The following is a 14,442-nucleotide window of genomic DNA, read 5'->3' on the forward strand; positions in this document are numbered from 1 at the left end:
CGCCGCGGTCCGGTTTGTGGGTTGCTACGAACCGGCGCGGAACCGCCCCTCAGCGGTCGCCGCTCTCCAACCGCCGCCACGAAGCCACCGGTGCCGCCACGCCGTCGCCCTCCGGGGTGACCCAGAAGGCCCGCCCCAGCTCGGCGTTGAACTGCGCCCCCGCCCGTCCGTCGCCCGAGGAGCGTCCCGTGAGCCGCCGGCCGATCCAGGGCAGCAGGTGGTGCCGGGCGAAGCGCACGTCCTCCACCCGCCGGGCGGCCCAGCGCGGGGGGACGGAGGCGGGCAGCGGGGCCTGCCAGTCGCTCTCCGGAGGCAGTCCCAGGGCCTGCCAGACCGCTTCGGCGACCCGGCGGTGCCCCTCGGCGGTCAGGTGCAGCCGGTCGACGTCCCACATGCGCTGGTCGCCCAGCGCCGGAGCGCCGTACAGGTCGACGACCACCGCGTCGTGCCGCGCCGCCAGGTCGTCGATCAGGGCGAACAGCTCCTCCATGCGAGGCCGGAACCGTTCCATCACCGGGCCGTTGCGGCCGGGACTGCGCATCAGCACCAGCTGCTTGCACGACGGCGCCAGGCGCTCCACCGCCTCCTCCAGGCGTCCGCGGACCACGCCCATGTCGCACTTGGGGCGCAGGGTGTCGTTGAGGCCGCCGACCAGCGTCACCACGTCCGCCCGCATGGCCGCCGCCACGTCCACCTGCTCGTCCACGATCTGGCCGATCAGCTTGCCGCGCACCGCGAGATTGGCGTACCGGAAGCCGGGCGTGCGGGCGGCGAGGCGGGAGGCGAGGACGTCGGCCCAGCCCCGGTACGAGCCGTCGGGCAGCAGGTCCGACATGCCCTCGGTGAACGAGTCGCCGACCGCGACGAGACTGGTGTATGAGGCATTGATTTCCATGGCGATGCGATCGTATCGCGGCGCCGTGCAAGGCCGGCGGGCAATGGGTGGCTCCGGGACGAGGCCCGGAGCCACCCATCGGTTCACCGGCTCTGGGGGCGCCCCACCAGTTCCCGGAGCACGTCCTCCATCGTCACCATGCCCGCCAGCCTGCCGTCCTCGTCGAGCACCGCCGCCAGGTGCGTACGGCTGCGCCGCAGCGCGGTCAGCGCGTCGTCGAGCGGCGTCGCCGCCCGGACCCGGGCGATGGGCCGCATCGAGGACACCGGGAACGGCATGTCGCGCGGGGTCACGTCGAGGGCGTCCTTCACATGGAGGTACCCGAGGATGCGCTGCTCGGCGTCCATCACCGGGAAGCGCGAGAATCCCGTCTCGTACGACAGCCGCTCCAGCTCCTCGGGCGTCGCCCCGACCCGGATGTACATCACCCGGTCCACCGGCAGCACCACGTCACGTACCGGCCGCCGCCCCAGCTCGAGGGCGTGGTGCAGCCGCTCGGCCGCCCGGTCGTCGACCAGACCGGCGTCGCCGGCGTCCTTCACCAGACGGGCCAGCTCGTCGTCCGAGAACGTCGCCGCCACCTCGTCCTTCGTCTCCACCCGCAACAGCTTCAGCAGCCCGTTGGCGAAGGCGTTGATCGCGAAGATCACCGGGCGCAGCGCCCGGGCCAGAGTCACCAGCGGAGGGCCGAGCAGCAGCGCGGACCGCACCGGCTCGGCCAGCGCGATGTTCTTCGGGACCATCTCGCCCAGCAGCATGTGCAGATAGGTCGCCACCGACAGCGCGATCACGAACGAGATCGGGTGGACCAGGCCGTGCGGCACGCCGACCGTGTCGAAGACGGGCTCCAGCAGATGCGCGATCGCGGGCTCGGCGACGATACCGAGGACCAGGGTGCACAGCGTGATGCCCAGCTGTGCCGCCGCGAGCAGCGCCGAGACGTGTTCGAGCCCCCAGATGACGCTGCGCGCCCGCCGGTTGCCTTCCTCGGCCTGGGGTTCGATCTGGCTGCGGCGCACCGAGATCAGGGCGAACTCGGCACCGACGAAGAAGGCGTTCACCACCAGCGTCAGCAGACCGATGAAGAGCTGTACGGCGGTCATCGCTCGTCCTCCGACGGCTGGTGGGAACCGGTCAGCGGGGCGTGCAGCAGGGCCCGGGCGGCGCGGCGCCCGGAGGCGTCCACCACGTCGAGCCGCCAGCCGGCCAGCTCGATCGAGTCGCCCACGGCCGGGATGCGGCCCACCTCCGTGGCGATGAGGCCCGCCAGGGTCTCGTAGGGGCCGTCCGGCACGCGCAGCCCGATCGCCTCCAGCTGGTCCGTGCGGGCGGCGCCATCGGCGGACCAAAGGACGCGTCCGTCGGCGTCCTCACCGGCCGGTGCGAGGTCCGGTGTCTCGTGCGGGTCGTGCTCGTCGCGCACCTCGCCGACGACCTCCTCGACGATGTCCTCCAGCGTCACGACGCCCGCCGTGCCGCCGTACTCGTCGATCACGACCGCCATGGCGAGCTTCCCGGACAGCCGGTCGAGCAGCCGGTCCACGGTCAGCGTCTCGGGGACGAGGACCGGTTCGCGAAGCATCTCGGACACCCGCTTGCGGGGCCGCTGCTCGGCGGGGATCGCCAGGACGTCCTTGATGTGGGCGACGCCCACGACGGTGTCGAGGCTGCCCCGGTAGACGGGGAAGCGGGAGAGGCCCGTGGCCCGGGTCGCGTTGGCGACGTCCTCGGCGGTCGCGCCGACCTCCAGGGCGGTGACCTGGACGCGCGGGGTCATCACGTTCTCCGCGGTGAGCTCCGGCAGGTTGAGCGTACGGACGAACAGCTCGGCGGTGTCCGCCTCCAGCGCGCCCGCCTTCGCGGAGTGCCTGGCGAGAGCCACCAGCTCCTGCGGGCTGCGCGCGGAGGCCAGCTCCTCGGCGGGTTCGAGCCCGAAGCGGCGCACGATCCGGTTGGCCGTGTTGTTGAGGTGGCTGATGAAGGGCCGGAAGACGGCCGTGAAGACGCGTTGCGGGGTGGCGACGGTCTTCGCCACCGCGAGCGGCGAGGAGATGGCCCAGTTCTTCGGGACCAGCTCGCCGACCACCATCAGGAACACCGTGGACAGGGCCGTACCGATGACGAGCGCGACGGACGACGCGACACCGGCGGACAGGCCGACGGCCTCGACCGGCCCCCGGATGAGCTTCGCGATGGACGGTTCGGAGAGCATGCCGACGACCAGATTGGTGACGGTGATGCCGAGCTGCGCGCCGGAGAGCTGGAAGGTGAGGCTGCGGACCGCCTTCATCGCGCTCGCGGCCCCGCGCTCGCCCTGCTCGACGGCCTTCTCCAGCTGGCCGCGTTCGACCGTGGTCAACGAGAACTCCGCCGCGACGAAGGCGCCGCAGGCGAGGGAGAGCAGTACCGCAACGAGCAGCAGAAGCACTTCGGTCATCGGTTCACCTCCGTCCCATGATCGGGCAGGGACTGGCGGACCGCGCGATCTCGGCGGCTTCGGCTACTGGGAGGCTCGCCCATGGGCGGACGCTCACACCTCTCGTCTGAAGGGGCAGGACTGAATCCTCATAGTAAAGGATCGGCAAAGTGGTGGGGGGGTCCGATCACTTCTCTGTGCCCGTCCGGAGGGGCTTCACCCACCTCCGCCAGTGGTTCTCGCGCTGGTAGCCGGCCGCCTGCCAGGTGTGGTGCGCGCGCTCGTTCTCCTCCAGGACCATGGCGTCCACCCGCCGTCCCCCCAGCTCGGCGAAGCGGCGCTCCGCAGCCTCCAGCAGCGCGGTCGCGATGCCCTTCCGGCGGTGCTCGGGGTGTACGGCCAGCCGGTACGCGGAGCACCGCCAGCCGTCGAAACCGGCGATGACGGTCCCCACGAGCGTCCCTTCCCGCTCCGCGAGCAGCAGAGCCCCCGGGTCGCGGTCGATGAGCCGGGCCACGCCGTCGTGGTCGTCGCTGATGCTCGTGCCTTCGGCCGCCGACCGCCAGAACCGCAGCACGGTGTCGATGTCGGAAAGGGCGGCGCCGCGTATGTCGAGATCACTCATGCGGTGAGCCAATCAGATGATCGTTTCCCGGTGCGAGCGGATTCCCGCCTGCTACGGGGAGAGCTCGGCGTCGTACAGGGCGGCACAGTCGTACGGCGCGGCTCAGCGCAGTCGTACGGGCAGTGCGTCGACGCCGTACACGATCGACAGCTTGCGGAAGGCCAGATCCTGCGGCGGGACGGCGAGCCGCATCTCGGGAAACCGCCTGACCAGGGCCGGAAAGGCGGAGCGCAGCTCCATCCGGGCCAGCTCCGCGCCTATGCAGCGATGGATGCCGTGGCCGAAGGCGAGATGCCCGGCCGGAGTGACCCGGTCCACGTCGAACCGCCCGTCGTCCGTGACGTACGCCGAATCCCGGTTGGCGCCGCTCAGCGAGCAGAGCACCATGTCGCCGCGCGGGATGACGACCCCGGCGATCTCGATGTCATCGCGGGCGAACCGGGGGAAGGCGATCTGCACGGCGGAGAGATAGCGCAGCACCTCCTCCACGAAGGGGGCCGTCACACCGTCGTCCGTACGCAGCCGCTCCGCCACCTCCGGATTGCGCAGCAGTACGAGGGAGCCGAGCGCGATCGTGCTGGCGGTCGTCTCGAAGCCGCCGGTGAGCACCCCGTCCGCCAGGCCCGCGAGTTCCTCGTCGTCGACGCTGTTCCCGTGCTCCCGCACGATCATGCCGAGCAGGCCGTCGCCGGGGCTGCGGCGCTGGGCCCGGACGACGCCCCGGAAGTAGTCGAGCGACGCCGACATGGCGCCGAACGGCGCAGTCGTCCCGGCGAACAGGTCGAAGCGGTCCATGGCGAGCTTCTGGAAGTCGTCGCGGTCCTCGTAGGGCACCCCGAGCAGTTCGCAGATCGTCAGGGAGGGCACGGGCAGCGCGAAGGCGTGCACCAGGTCGACCGGCCCCGGCGCAGCGGCCATCGCGTCCAGGCGCTCCGCGACGATCGCGTCGATCCTGGGCGTCAGGCGGCGCAGCCGGCGCATCGTGAATTCCGGGGTCAGGATGCGCCGCAGCCGCGTGTGCACGGGTGGATCGCTGAAGCCCAGTCCGCCGGGGCTGTGTTCGGCGACTATGCCCGCGTTGCCCGCCAGGTGCGCGAAGTCGGTGCTGAAGCCCTCGGTGGAGCCGAGTACCGCCTTCGATTCCTCGTACCCCGTGACCACCCAGGCGTCCATGCCGAAGGGCAGGGCCACCCTGGTCACCGGGGCGCTCGCCCGGACCTCGGCGAGCCGCCGGACCGGGTCGAGGCCCTCCCTGCGCAGCGGCATCAGCAGTTGCTCCGGGAGCAGTTTCATCGTGGAGGACCCGAGTCCGTGCTTCTGGATCCGCGCCAGGTAGCTGCGCCCGAGCCGGGCCGTGATGCGGGAACGGAACGTCGTCGTACTCAATGTCACTCCATGAGTCGTCGCGAGATCTGGTCGGTCGGCGTGCGGGGCGCCAGTACGTGGCCGACTGCGGTGACTTCGGCTACCTGAGCAGGAATTATGACCACGTGTTCGACCGTTGGGGGACCGGGGTGGGGAATACGGCCGCCATCCTCGGCCGCGGCGGGCGCGCGATGCCGACGGGGCACCCGCCCGCGCCCCACCTCTTGCCGGTGCTAGCGGTTGCGCGCTAGCGTGATGGGGTGCCCAAGACACAGCTGAACGTTCGAGTGGACGAGGCCACCGCGGAGGCCGCGAGGCAGCGCGCGCTCCAGAGGGGGATGAGCGTGAACCGCTACATAGAGGAGCTCGTCAAGCAGGACGCGGGCGAGGTGGGACACACCTTCGTCGAGGCCGCGGCGGACTTCATGAAGCAGTACGAATCGGTGTTCGCCGAGGAGTTCGGCACGGAGGGCAAAGGCACCCGTTGAACCTCCGGATCCAACTCTCCTGGCTTCTCATGGTCGCGGAGCACAAGACGCCCGGCGACCCGCAGGTGACCGACTGGGGCGCCCTGGTCGCGGCGGTCGCGCGCCAAGAGGCGGAGATCTTCGGCAGCCCCGTCTACAGCGATCCGCACTCCAGGGCCGCGGCCCTGCTGCAACTGCTCCTGCACGTCCCGGCGCTGGAGCGGTCCAACGCCATGTTCGCCTCCGCCGTCGCCTACGGGTACCTCGTCGCGTCCGGCATCAAGGTCATCACGTCGCCCGAGCAGGTGCGGGACCTCGCCCTGCTGGTGAAGCAGGGCGAGGCGGACGTCCGCGCCATCGCCGACGAACTGCGCCAGTGGAGCCTGTGACAGGAGCCGTGCCCGTCCGCCCGGCCGGATCATCTCGTACGGGCCCTGCCGCTCAGACCGGCGGCCGGTGCCCGCCCAGCGGTTCGGCCAGCCAGTCCACCGCCCGCGCACGGAAGTCCGCCGGTGCGAGCGATCCCGCGCCCTCGGGGACCATCCCGAGCAGCGGGGCACCCGCGGCCACCGGCAGATCCGCCACATTGCAGCGTGCCGCCAGGTCCGGTGCGGACGGCATGCTGCCGATGACCACGCCCAGGCAGTCCAGCCCCCGGGCCCGCAGCGCCTCCGCCGTCAGAGCCGTGGAGTTCAGCGTCCCCAGACCGGCCGGGGCGACGACCAGCACCGGGGCTGCCAGCAGCCGGGCCGCGTCCGCCAGGGTCGCGCCCTCTTCGTCGAACCGTACGAGCAGCCCGCCCGCGCCCTCGACCAGGACCAGGTCGTGGTCGGCGGCCAGCTTCTCGGCGGCCTCGGCCACCTCGTGCGGCCGTACCGGGCGCATGCCCGCCCGGCGGGCCGCCGTCGCGGGTGCCAACGGCTCAGGGAACCGCGCCAGTTCGACCGCCGTCACATGCGCGCCCGCCAGCCGCACCACCTCGGCCGCGTCGCCCGGCTCGCCCGGCTCCAGACCGGTCTGGGCCGGCTTGAGCACCGCGACGCGGCGGTCCGCGGCAGCCGCCGCCACGGCCGCGGTCACGATCGTCTTGCCGATCTCCGTGCCGGTACCGGTCACCACCAGAACGCTCATGTCTCAGCCCTCCCGCGCCGCAGCGCATACAGCGCGGCAGATCCGTGCCACGTCGTCGTCACCGGTCACATACGGCGGCATGGTGTAGACGAGGTCGCGGAACGGCCGCAGCCAAACCCCCTCGCGCACCGCCGCCGCGGTCGCCGCCGCCAGGTCCACCTCGTGGTCCAGCTGGACCACCCCGATCGCGCCGAGCACCCGCACATCGCGGACCCCGGGCAGCTCGCGCGCCGCCGCCAGGCCTTCGTTCAGCCCTGCCTCGATGCGCTTGACCTCCTGCTGCCAGTCCTGGCCGAGCAGCAGGTCGATGGAGGCGCAGGCCACCGATGCGGCGAGCGGGTTCCCCATGAACGTCGGACCGTGGGCGAGCACCGGCACCTCGCCGCGCGAGATGCCCTCGGCGACCTCGCTCGTGCACAGCGTCGCCGCCATCGTCAGATAGCCGCCGGTCAGCGCCTTGCCCACGCACATCACGTCGGGGGAGACCCCCGCGTGCTCGGCCGCGAACAGCTTCCCCGTACGGCCGAAGCCCGTGGCGATCTCGTCGAACACGAGCAGCACGCCGTACGCGTCGCACGCCTCGCGCAGCACGCGCAGATAGCCGGGGGAGTGGAAGCGCATCCCGCCGGCCCCCTGGACCACCGGCTCCACGATCACGGCCGCCAGTTCGTCCGCGTGGAGCCCGATCAGCTCGCGCAGATGCGCCGCGTACGCCGGGTCGGGCTCCGCCTCGTAACCGGCGGGCGGTTCACCGGCGAAGACCTGGCGGGGCAGGGCTCCCGACCACAGCTCGTGCATCCCGCCCTCGGGGTCGCACACCGACATCGGCTGCCAGGTGTCCCCGTGGTACCCGCCGCGCCAGGTCAGCAGCCGCTTCTTGGCGGGCCGCCCGGCCGAGCGCCAGTACTGCAGGCACATCTTCACGGCGACCTCGACCGACACGGAGCCCGAGTCGGCGAGGAAGACGTGGCGCAGCGGCTCCGGGGTGATCTCCACCAGCCGGGCCGCCAGCCGGACGGCGGGCTCGTGCGTGAGCCCGCCGAACATCACATGGCTCATCCGGTCCAGCTGGCCGCGGGCCGCCTCGTTCAGCACCGGGTGGTTGTAGCCGTGGACGGCGGACCACCAGGACGACATCCCGTCGACCAACTCGTGCTGCCCGTGGGCGGGTTCGGCGAGCCGCAGCCGGACCCCGGACGCGGACTCGACGACCAGCGGCTCCTGCCGGCCCGGCATCGGACCGTACGGATGCCAGACGTGCGCCCGGTCCAGGTCCCGGAGTACGGCGGGGGAGAGCGGCTCAGGCATTGGGGGCGAGATCCGTCCCCGCGCCACGGCGGCGGACCGCCACCAGATCCGTACGGGCACCCGGAACCTGGGTTTCCGGCGCCTCGGCGGCGGGAACGGCCTCCGCCTCCGGCGCCTCGCCGCACGGCCCGCAGCCGCCCTCGTGCGAACCGCAGCCCTCCGACTCCGTCACGCAGCCGCCCGCGTGCGAGCCGCAGCCGGCCACGGCGTCCGCGCGGTGCCGGGGGAGCGTGGTCGTACCCGCACCCTCGACCTCGAAACCGGCGTCCGCGATCATGTCCAGGTCCGCCTGGCCCGCCTGGCCCTCGCTGGTCAGGTAGTCGCCCAGGAAGATCGAGTTGACCAGGTTGAGGGCGAGCGGCTGCATCGAGCGCAGATGGACCTCGCGCCCGCCCGCGAGCCGCACCTCCACGTCCGGGCAGACGAACCGCACCATCGCCAGGATGCGCAGGCACCGCTGCGGCGTCAGGTTCCACTCCTTGGCGAGCGGCGTCCCCTCGAACGGGATCAGGAAGTTGACCGGCACCGAGTCCGGGTCCAGCTCGCGCAGCGAGAAAACCACGTCGACCAGGTCGGCGTCGCTCTCGCCCATGCCCGCGATCAGCCCGGAGCACGCGGAGAGACCGGCCGCCTGCGCCTGGTGCACGGTGTCGACACGGTCGGCGTAGGTGTGGGTGGTCGTGATCTCCCCGTACGTCCCCTCGGACGTGTTGAGGTTGTGGTTGTACGCGTCGGCGCCCGCCGTGCGCAGCCGGTCGGCCTGCCCCTCGGAGAGCAGACCGAGGCAGGCGCACACCTCGATGCCCTCGTTCTCCTCCTTGATGGCCTCGATGGTCTTCGAGACCCGGTCGACGTCCCGGTCCGTCGGGCCCCGGCCGCTGGCCACCAGGCAGACGCGCTTGGCGCCGCCGGCCACCCCGGCGGCGGCCGCCTTCGACGCCTCCTCGGGCTTCAGCCACGTGTACTTGAGGATCTCGGCCTTGGAGCCGAGCCGCTGCGAACAGTACGAGCAGTCCTCGGGGCAGAGCCCGGACTTCAGGTTCACCAGATAGTTGAGCTTCACCCGCCGCCCGAACCACTGACGGCGCACCTTGCCGGCCGCGGCCACCACGTCGAGCAGTTGGTCGTCCGGGGTCGCCAATACGGCGAGCGCTTCTTCACGGGTCGGCAGCTCGCGCCGCAGCCCCTTGTCCACCAGCGTGTTCAGGAGGTCCATGGCGACGATCCTGACGCACGGCACCGCCCGGAGCCAAGGAGGAACCGGACAACACAGCTCACGGGGGGTGTGTGCATTGCCACACCGTGTCTTCGTGTGACCGCGGTTAGGGTCTGTGGGCTGCCTACAAGAGGGATCGCCCATGCCCGCCACTCCGTTCGACTGGATCGACGACGAGGCGCGCCGGCGCGCGGACGCGGGGCTCGTCCGCAGGTTGCGGCCCCGGAACGCCGAAGCGGAGCCGCTGGACCTCGCGAGCAACGACTACCTCGGCCTGACCCGGCACCCCGAGGTGACCGCCGCCGCGGCCGACGCGGCGCGCCGGTGGGGCGGCGGGGCGACCGGCTCCCGTCTCGTCACGGGCTCGACCGCGCTTCACGCGGAGCTCGAAGGGGAACTCGCCGCGTTCTGCGGGTTCGAGGCCGCGCTCGTCCTGTCCTCCGGTTACGCCGCCAACCTCGCGGCGCTCACCGCGCTCACCGGGCGCGGCGCCCTCATCGCGTCGGACGCAGGCAACCACGCCTCCATCGTCGACGGCTGCCGGCTCTCCCGGGCGGAGACCGGCGTCGTCCCGCACGCCGACCCGGAGGCCTTTCGCAAGACGCTGCGCGGGCACGAGGGGCGGAAGCTGGCCGTCACCGACTCGGTGTTCTCCGTTGACGGCGACGCCGCACCGCTGGACGCACTGGCCGCCGTCTGCCGGGCGGAGAAGGCCGCGCTCCTCGTGGACGACGCGCACGGGCTCGGTGTGCTGGGCGACGGCGGACGCGGCGCGCTCGCCGCGGCCGGCCTCGCGGGCGACGAGGACGTGGTCGCCACGCTCACCCTCTCCAAGTCGCTGGGCAGCCAGGGCGGCGCGGTCCTCGGACCGGCCCGGGTCATCGAGCATCTGGTCAACACCGCCCGTACGTTCATCTTCGACACCGGACTCGCCCCCGCGGCCGCCGGCGCGGCCCTGGGCGCACTGCGGCTGCTGCGCCGCGAACCGGGACGCGCGCTCAGGGCGCGTGCGGTCGCCACCGCGCTGTACGAGGGGCTGACGGCGGCCGGGCTGATCGCGGTGCGGCCCGACGCGGCGGTCGTCTCGGTGCGGGCGCCCTCGCCCGAGGCCGCCGTCCGCTGGGCCTCCGACTGCCGTACGGCCGGGGTGGTGGTGGGGTGCTTCCGGCCGCCGTCCGTGCCCGACGGCATCTCCCGGCTGCGGCTCACCGCCCGCGGCGACCTGACGGACGAGCAGATCGCGCGGGCGGTGGCGACGGTGCGGCAGACCGCGCCCCGGAACTGAGGCGCGGCCCGTCTCAGCGTTTCAGGCCGGAGACGAAGGACGTCCAGGCCGGGGCGGAGAACTCCAGGGGTGTCCTGGCCACATCCTTGGAGTCGCGCACGGCCAGCAGCCGTCCGCTCCCCAGGGGCGCGGTCTCCACGCAGTTGTTCATCCCTGTGCTGCGGCTGCTGCGCCGCCACCGTAAGGCGTGCTGGGCGAGGCGATCGGGCATGACGCTTCCTCCGGGCGGTGGGGGGTCACCGATCGTCGCGGTCGATCGCGGCGATCAGGTCCAGCGTGTGCTCCGGCGACAGCGCGTGTGCCTGAAGGGTTCGGAAGGCCGAGCTGTACGCCGCAAGGTCTTCTTTCCGCTCCAGATAGAGGCTACTCGTCAAGTGGTCAAGAACGACCACGTCAAGGTCGGAAGCGGTCGGAAAGGAGAAGATGACGAAAGGGCTGGTGAGGCTCACATACCCGCCGACCGAGAACGGGAGCAACTGAAGTTGCACGTGGGGCAGTTGTGCCACCCGGGCGAGATGGCGCAGCTGCTCCCGCATCACCCTTCGGCCACCGACCTCCCGACGCACCACCGCCTCGTCGAGCACGGCGCTCAGCCGCAGCGGCGGATCGCTCCGCAGCACCCCCTGCCGGGCCAGCCGCACCTCCACCAGCGAGTCCAGCTGCCCTGAAGGCAGCCCGTCGAGCGAGGCCCGGGTCACCGCGCGGGCGTAGTCGGCCGTCTGCAACAGGCCCGGTACCACGGAGGTCTCCAGCGTGCGGGCGGTGCGCGCCTGCGACTCCAGGCTGATGAAGTCGCGGTACTGCGGCGGGATGAGACCCCGGTACGCGTGCCACCAGCCGGCCCCGCCCCCGCCCGCCGAACCGGCGAGCGCGCCCAGGACCTCGCGCAGCTTCGGATCGTCCATCCCGTACGCGTCCAGCAGCCGGTTCACGTCATCCGGCCGCACCCCGCTGACACCTGTCTCGATCCTGCTCACCTTCGACTGGTGCCAGCCGAGCAGTCCCGCGGCCTCCCGGCTGGTGAGCCCCGATGCCTGGCGCAGGCTCCGCAGCTCCTCGCCGAGCTTGCGGCGCCGCACCGCTGGACCGTGCTGCATCTGATGGCTCCCTCCACTGGCTGCCGAGGGGACAGTGTGGCGCCCGTGCGGGGCCGGGCGGGGAGAGTTCACCGGTTTGAGCGACAGATATATGCATATCTTGGTGGATCGCTGCCGCTGGGGGCAGCATCGGTGGCAATCTGGCGCGAAGCACAACCGGACCGCTCGGCGGTCCGGTACCGGGTGGGAAAGGACGGCTCGCCATGGCAGACCATCAGGAAGCACGTGTCACTCTGCCGAGCGAGCCGGTCTCGGTCTCCGCGGCCCGGAAGTACGTCGCCCGGGTGCTGGCGGAGTGGGGCCTGCCCGACGACGCGGAGACCGCCGACACCATGCGGCTCATCATCTCGGAGCTGGCCACCAACGCCGTCCTGCACACCTTCGGGCAGTCGCCCACCTTCACTGTGGACCTGCGCCTCGAACGGGACGAGCAGCTGCGCCTCGGCGTGACGGACAGCCACCCCCGCAGGCCGCAGCGGCTGCCCGCCGCCGTTCAGCAGGACAACGGGCGGGGCATGGTCATCATCCGCTCACTGGCCAAGGAGTACGGCGGCCGACTGACCGTCACACCCACCGCCGACGGCGGCAAGACCGTCTGGGTCGCGCTCCCGTGGCAGGTCCCGGTTCAGCCCTGAGGCCCGGACGGGCCCGCGTCAGTTCACCCGGCCGTACAGGACGCTCCTGGTCCAGATCTTCTCCAGGCGGACCACGGCGCCGGTCTTCGGCGAGTGCCAGATCTTTCCGCTGCCGGCGTAGATCCCCACATGGTAGACACTGCTCCCGGAATGGAAGAAGACCAGGTCACCTCGTTTCCGCTGCGAAGCCGAGATGTGCCTGGACCTGTTGTACTGCTGCTGGGCCGTCCGGGGGAGTTTCTTGCCGGCCTTCTTGAACGAGTAGAGCGTCAGGCCGGAACAGTCGAAGCTCCCGGGCCCGGTGGCGCCCCATCGATAGGGCGCTCCCTTCTTCGACGCCGCGATCTTCAGCGCCTTCATCGCATGGCCGGCGGCATGCGCCTCGGTCGCGGCACCGGGAACGAACAGCGTGCCGCCGACGGCGGCGAGAGTCATGACCGAGGCCGTCGTGGCCCGGGCGAGCAGAGACGGGACATGAACCTGCGCACTCATGCGCAACCCTTCGTCAGCCGCCTGTGAAGGATGACCTGTCGGGTTCGGGCTGGCGAAGTTGCCCGGCCGCGCGCGGCGGCTTCACCCCGAGGGACAGCCGGTGGTCCGGCGGTCCCGTAGTGCTCGGGTCCTCCACTCCTGCCGATCCACTCCTGTCGACCAGTCATCCGGACGGCGGCAGGACTCGGCGTCCGCCCGGACCGCCCCGCCGCGGTGGCGGGGGCTTGTCGTCCCAGGGATCTTGACTCACCTCGTGCCGGATTTCCGAGGTGAAACGGCCATAAGTGAAGATCGTCACTGATGGTCCGTTCAGGTGGACACGGGCCGTCCGGCCTCCCCGGCCCGCTCCCGGAGCCCTGCCGGTACCAGCGGTGTCGCGATGTAATCCGCCCCACGCGCATCAGGAAAAGGCAAATCGGACCGTCGCTCGTGAGAGGGAACGCCTACGCCGAACGAGCGAGGAAAACCTGTGCGCCCGTCGGGCGTGTCGTCGCGACCCGGTGCGTCAACTCGGGGGATCCGGCGGCAGGGTGACCCGCGCCGCCCGCCGCTCCCCGTCCAGCACCCGGAGCGCCCGGGCCAACGTGGTGCTGTGGATGCGGGTTTCGCCGCGCCGGTGCATCACCGCCAGCGCGTCCCGCAGCGCCGCCGCGTGCGAGGCGAGCGCCTGGGCGGCCCGCAGCGCCGTGTACGTGTCGTCGCCGCGCGCCGGGTTGATACGGCCCACCTGGTCGACGACGTGCAGATACAGGTCGATGAACTCGCTCTCGGCCCGGGTCAGCGCGGGCAGCGGCGGGAACTCCGGTGGCTGCACCACGGTTTCACCTAGCGGAGTGCGGCGGCACCGGGACGCGGCTCCGCACGACGTGGTCGACGATCCCGTGGGCCACGGCCCCTTCCGCGTCCAGGACCAGGTCGCGCTCGGTGTCCTCGGTGATCTGCTCGACGGAGCGCCCCGTGTGCCGGGCCAGCATGCCGGTCATGGTCCCGCGCATCCGGGTCAGTTCCCGCGCCTCGATCTCCAGGTCGGACGGCTGGCCCTGCACCGGATCGTCCAACGCGGGCTGGCTCAGCACCACGGTGGCGCCCGGCAGCATGTACCGCCGCCCCGGTGCGCCCGCGGCGAGCAGCACGGCCGCGCCGGCCCCCGCCCGGCCCAGGCAGTAGGTCTCCACCTCGCAGTTGAGGAACGCCATCGTGTCGTAGAGGGCCGTCATCGCGCCGAACGAGCCGCCCGGCGAGTTGATGTACAGCGAGACGGGCCGGTCCGGCGCGTCGTACTCCAGGTACATCAGCTGGGCGACCAGGTCGTTGGCGGCCGTCTCGTCGAGAGCCGTACCGAGGAGGACGATGCGGTCGGCCAGCAGCTTGGAGTACGGGTCGAGGGTGCGGGACCCCCGGGAGGTGCGTTCGGTGAACTCGGGCAGGACGTGACGGGCGACGACGGGACGGTACACGGCTGAGCCTCTCCTCCGGTCGCGCGGGCACAGCGGTGCACTCGCGCTCGCTT

The 14,442-nt window shown here is 71.8% G+C and carries 17 protein-coding genes and 1 riboswitch; of the genes, 4 read left to right on the forward strand and 13 right to left on the reverse strand.

What is annotated here, in order from left to right; translation table 11 throughout:
* Positions 1-49 precede the first annotated feature (49 nt).
* From BLW14_RS27915 to BLW14_RS27935, 5 genes are all read right to left on the reverse strand, one after another.
* On the reverse strand, positions 50-895 hold the full coding sequence (locus tag BLW14_RS27915) for an SGNH/GDSL hydrolase family protein (RefSeq protein WP_093709896.1): 846 nt from the start codon (positions 893-895) through the stop codon (positions 50-52).
* A gap of 83 nt (positions 896-978) precedes the next feature.
* Positions 979-1,998, reverse strand: coding sequence for a hemolysin family protein (locus tag BLW14_RS27920; RefSeq protein WP_018522790.1), 1,020 nt, complete (start codon positions 1,996-1,998; stop codon positions 979-981).
* Positions 1,995-3,332 carry a hemolysin family protein gene (locus tag BLW14_RS27925; RefSeq protein ID WP_093709897.1) on the reverse strand — a complete coding sequence of 446 codons (1,338 nt, stop codon included), beginning with the start codon at positions 3,330-3,332 and terminating at the stop codon, positions 1,995-1,997. Before BLW14_RS27925 ends, BLW14_RS27920 begins: the two co-directional genes overlap by 4 nt.
* A 166-nt stretch (positions 3,333-3,498) precedes the next feature.
* Positions 3,499-3,936, reverse strand: coding sequence for a GNAT family N-acetyltransferase (locus BLW14_RS27930; protein ID WP_093709898.1), 438 nt, complete (start codon positions 3,934-3,936; stop codon positions 3,499-3,501).
* Between the two features lie 102 nt (positions 3,937-4,038).
* The gene (locus tag BLW14_RS27935) at positions 4,039-5,322 is read right to left on the reverse strand and encodes a cytochrome P450 (protein WP_093709899.1); all 1,284 of its coding nucleotides are present in this window, start codon (positions 5,320-5,322) and stop codon (positions 4,039-4,041) included.
* Positions 5,323-5,561: 239 nt separating this feature from the next.
* On the opposite strand from BLW14_RS27935, the gene BLW14_RS27945 reads away from it, so the two are divergent.
* Positions 5,562-5,789, forward strand: a complete 228-nt coding sequence (locus BLW14_RS27945) for a hypothetical protein (protein ID WP_026242932.1) — start codon at positions 5,562-5,564, stop codon at positions 5,787-5,789.
* Entirely contained in the window at positions 5,786-6,157 is a 372-nt protein-coding gene (locus tag BLW14_RS27950) for a fic family toxin-antitoxin system, toxin component (RefSeq protein ID WP_093709901.1), read from the forward strand. Before BLW14_RS27945 ends, BLW14_RS27950 begins: the two co-directional genes overlap by 4 nt.
* Positions 6,158-6,209: 52 nt before the next feature.
* Here the strand turns inward: BLW14_RS27950 and bioD are convergent, their stop codons facing one another.
* From bioD to bioB, 3 genes are read right to left on the reverse strand one after another with little or no spacing between them, the layout of a single operon-like run.
* A complete protein-coding gene (bioD, locus tag BLW14_RS27955) occupies positions 6,210-6,899 on the reverse strand; it encodes a dethiobiotin synthase (protein ID WP_093709902.1) in 690 nt (229 codons plus the stop codon).
* A 3-nt stretch (positions 6,900-6,902) separates the two neighbouring features.
* Positions 6,903-8,207, reverse strand: a complete 1,305-nt coding sequence (locus tag BLW14_RS27960) for an adenosylmethionine--8-amino-7-oxononanoate transaminase (protein WP_093709903.1) — start codon at positions 8,205-8,207, stop codon at positions 6,903-6,905.
* The gene (gene bioB, locus BLW14_RS27965; protein ID WP_093709904.1) at positions 8,200-9,423 is read right to left on the reverse strand and encodes a biotin synthase BioB; all 1,224 of its coding nucleotides are present in this window, start codon (positions 9,421-9,423) and stop codon (positions 8,200-8,202) included. The genes BLW14_RS27960 and bioB overlap by 8 nt, the downstream gene beginning before the upstream one ends.
* Before the next feature lie 142 nt (positions 9,424-9,565).
* Here bioB and BLW14_RS27970 point away from each other — a divergent pair, with 142 nt between their 5' ends.
* Positions 9,566-10,708, forward strand: a complete 1,143-nt coding sequence (locus BLW14_RS27970) for an 8-amino-7-oxononanoate synthase (RefSeq protein WP_093709905.1) — start codon at positions 9,566-9,568, stop codon at positions 10,706-10,708.
* Positions 10,709-10,721: 13 nt separating this feature from the next.
* Here BLW14_RS27970 and BLW14_RS27975 read toward each other — a convergent pair whose 3' ends face one another.
* A complete protein-coding gene (locus BLW14_RS27975; protein ID WP_026242933.1) occupies positions 10,722-10,919 on the reverse strand; it encodes a DUF397 domain-containing protein in 198 nt (65 codons plus the stop codon).
* A gap of 25 nt (positions 10,920-10,944) precedes the next feature.
* Positions 10,945-11,805: a helix-turn-helix domain-containing protein gene (locus tag BLW14_RS27980; RefSeq protein ID WP_093709906.1), complete on the reverse strand. Its 861-nt coding sequence runs from the start codon at positions 11,803-11,805 to the stop codon at positions 10,945-10,947.
* Between the two features lie 203 nt (positions 11,806-12,008).
* On the opposite strand from BLW14_RS27980, the gene BLW14_RS27985 reads away from it, so the two are divergent.
* Entirely contained in the window at positions 12,009-12,440 is a 432-nt protein-coding gene (locus tag BLW14_RS27985; protein ID WP_093709907.1) for an ATP-binding protein, read from the forward strand.
* Between the two features lie 18 nt (positions 12,441-12,458).
* Here the strand turns inward: BLW14_RS27985 and BLW14_RS27990 are convergent, their stop codons facing one another.
* The 3 genes from BLW14_RS27990 to BLW14_RS28000 all read right to left on the reverse strand — a co-directional run bounded on the left by BLW14_RS27990 (position 12,459) and on the right by BLW14_RS28000 (position 14,389).
* Positions 12,459-12,932: a C40 family peptidase gene (locus BLW14_RS27990; RefSeq protein ID WP_093709908.1), complete on the reverse strand. Its 474-nt coding sequence runs from the start codon at positions 12,930-12,932 to the stop codon at positions 12,459-12,461.
* 3 nt (positions 12,933-12,935) lie between these two features.
* Positions 12,936-13,132: riboswitch (cyclic di-AMP (ydaO/yuaA leader) on the reverse strand.
* 305 nt (positions 13,133-13,437) lie between these two features.
* On the reverse strand, positions 13,438-13,746 hold the full coding sequence (locus BLW14_RS27995; RefSeq protein WP_093710866.1) for a hypothetical protein: 309 nt from the start codon (positions 13,744-13,746) through the stop codon (positions 13,438-13,440).
* Between the two features lie 7 nt (positions 13,747-13,753).
* Positions 13,754-14,389: an ATP-dependent Clp protease proteolytic subunit gene (locus BLW14_RS28000; RefSeq protein ID WP_093709909.1), complete on the reverse strand. Its 636-nt coding sequence runs from the start codon at positions 14,387-14,389 to the stop codon at positions 13,754-13,756.
* Positions 14,390-14,442: the final 53 nt, after the last annotated feature.

It is taken from the genome of Streptomyces sp. 2131.1 (assembly GCF_900105515.1).
Lineage (GTDB): Bacteria > Actinomycetota > Actinomycetes > Streptomycetales > Streptomycetaceae > Streptomyces > Streptomyces drozdowiczii.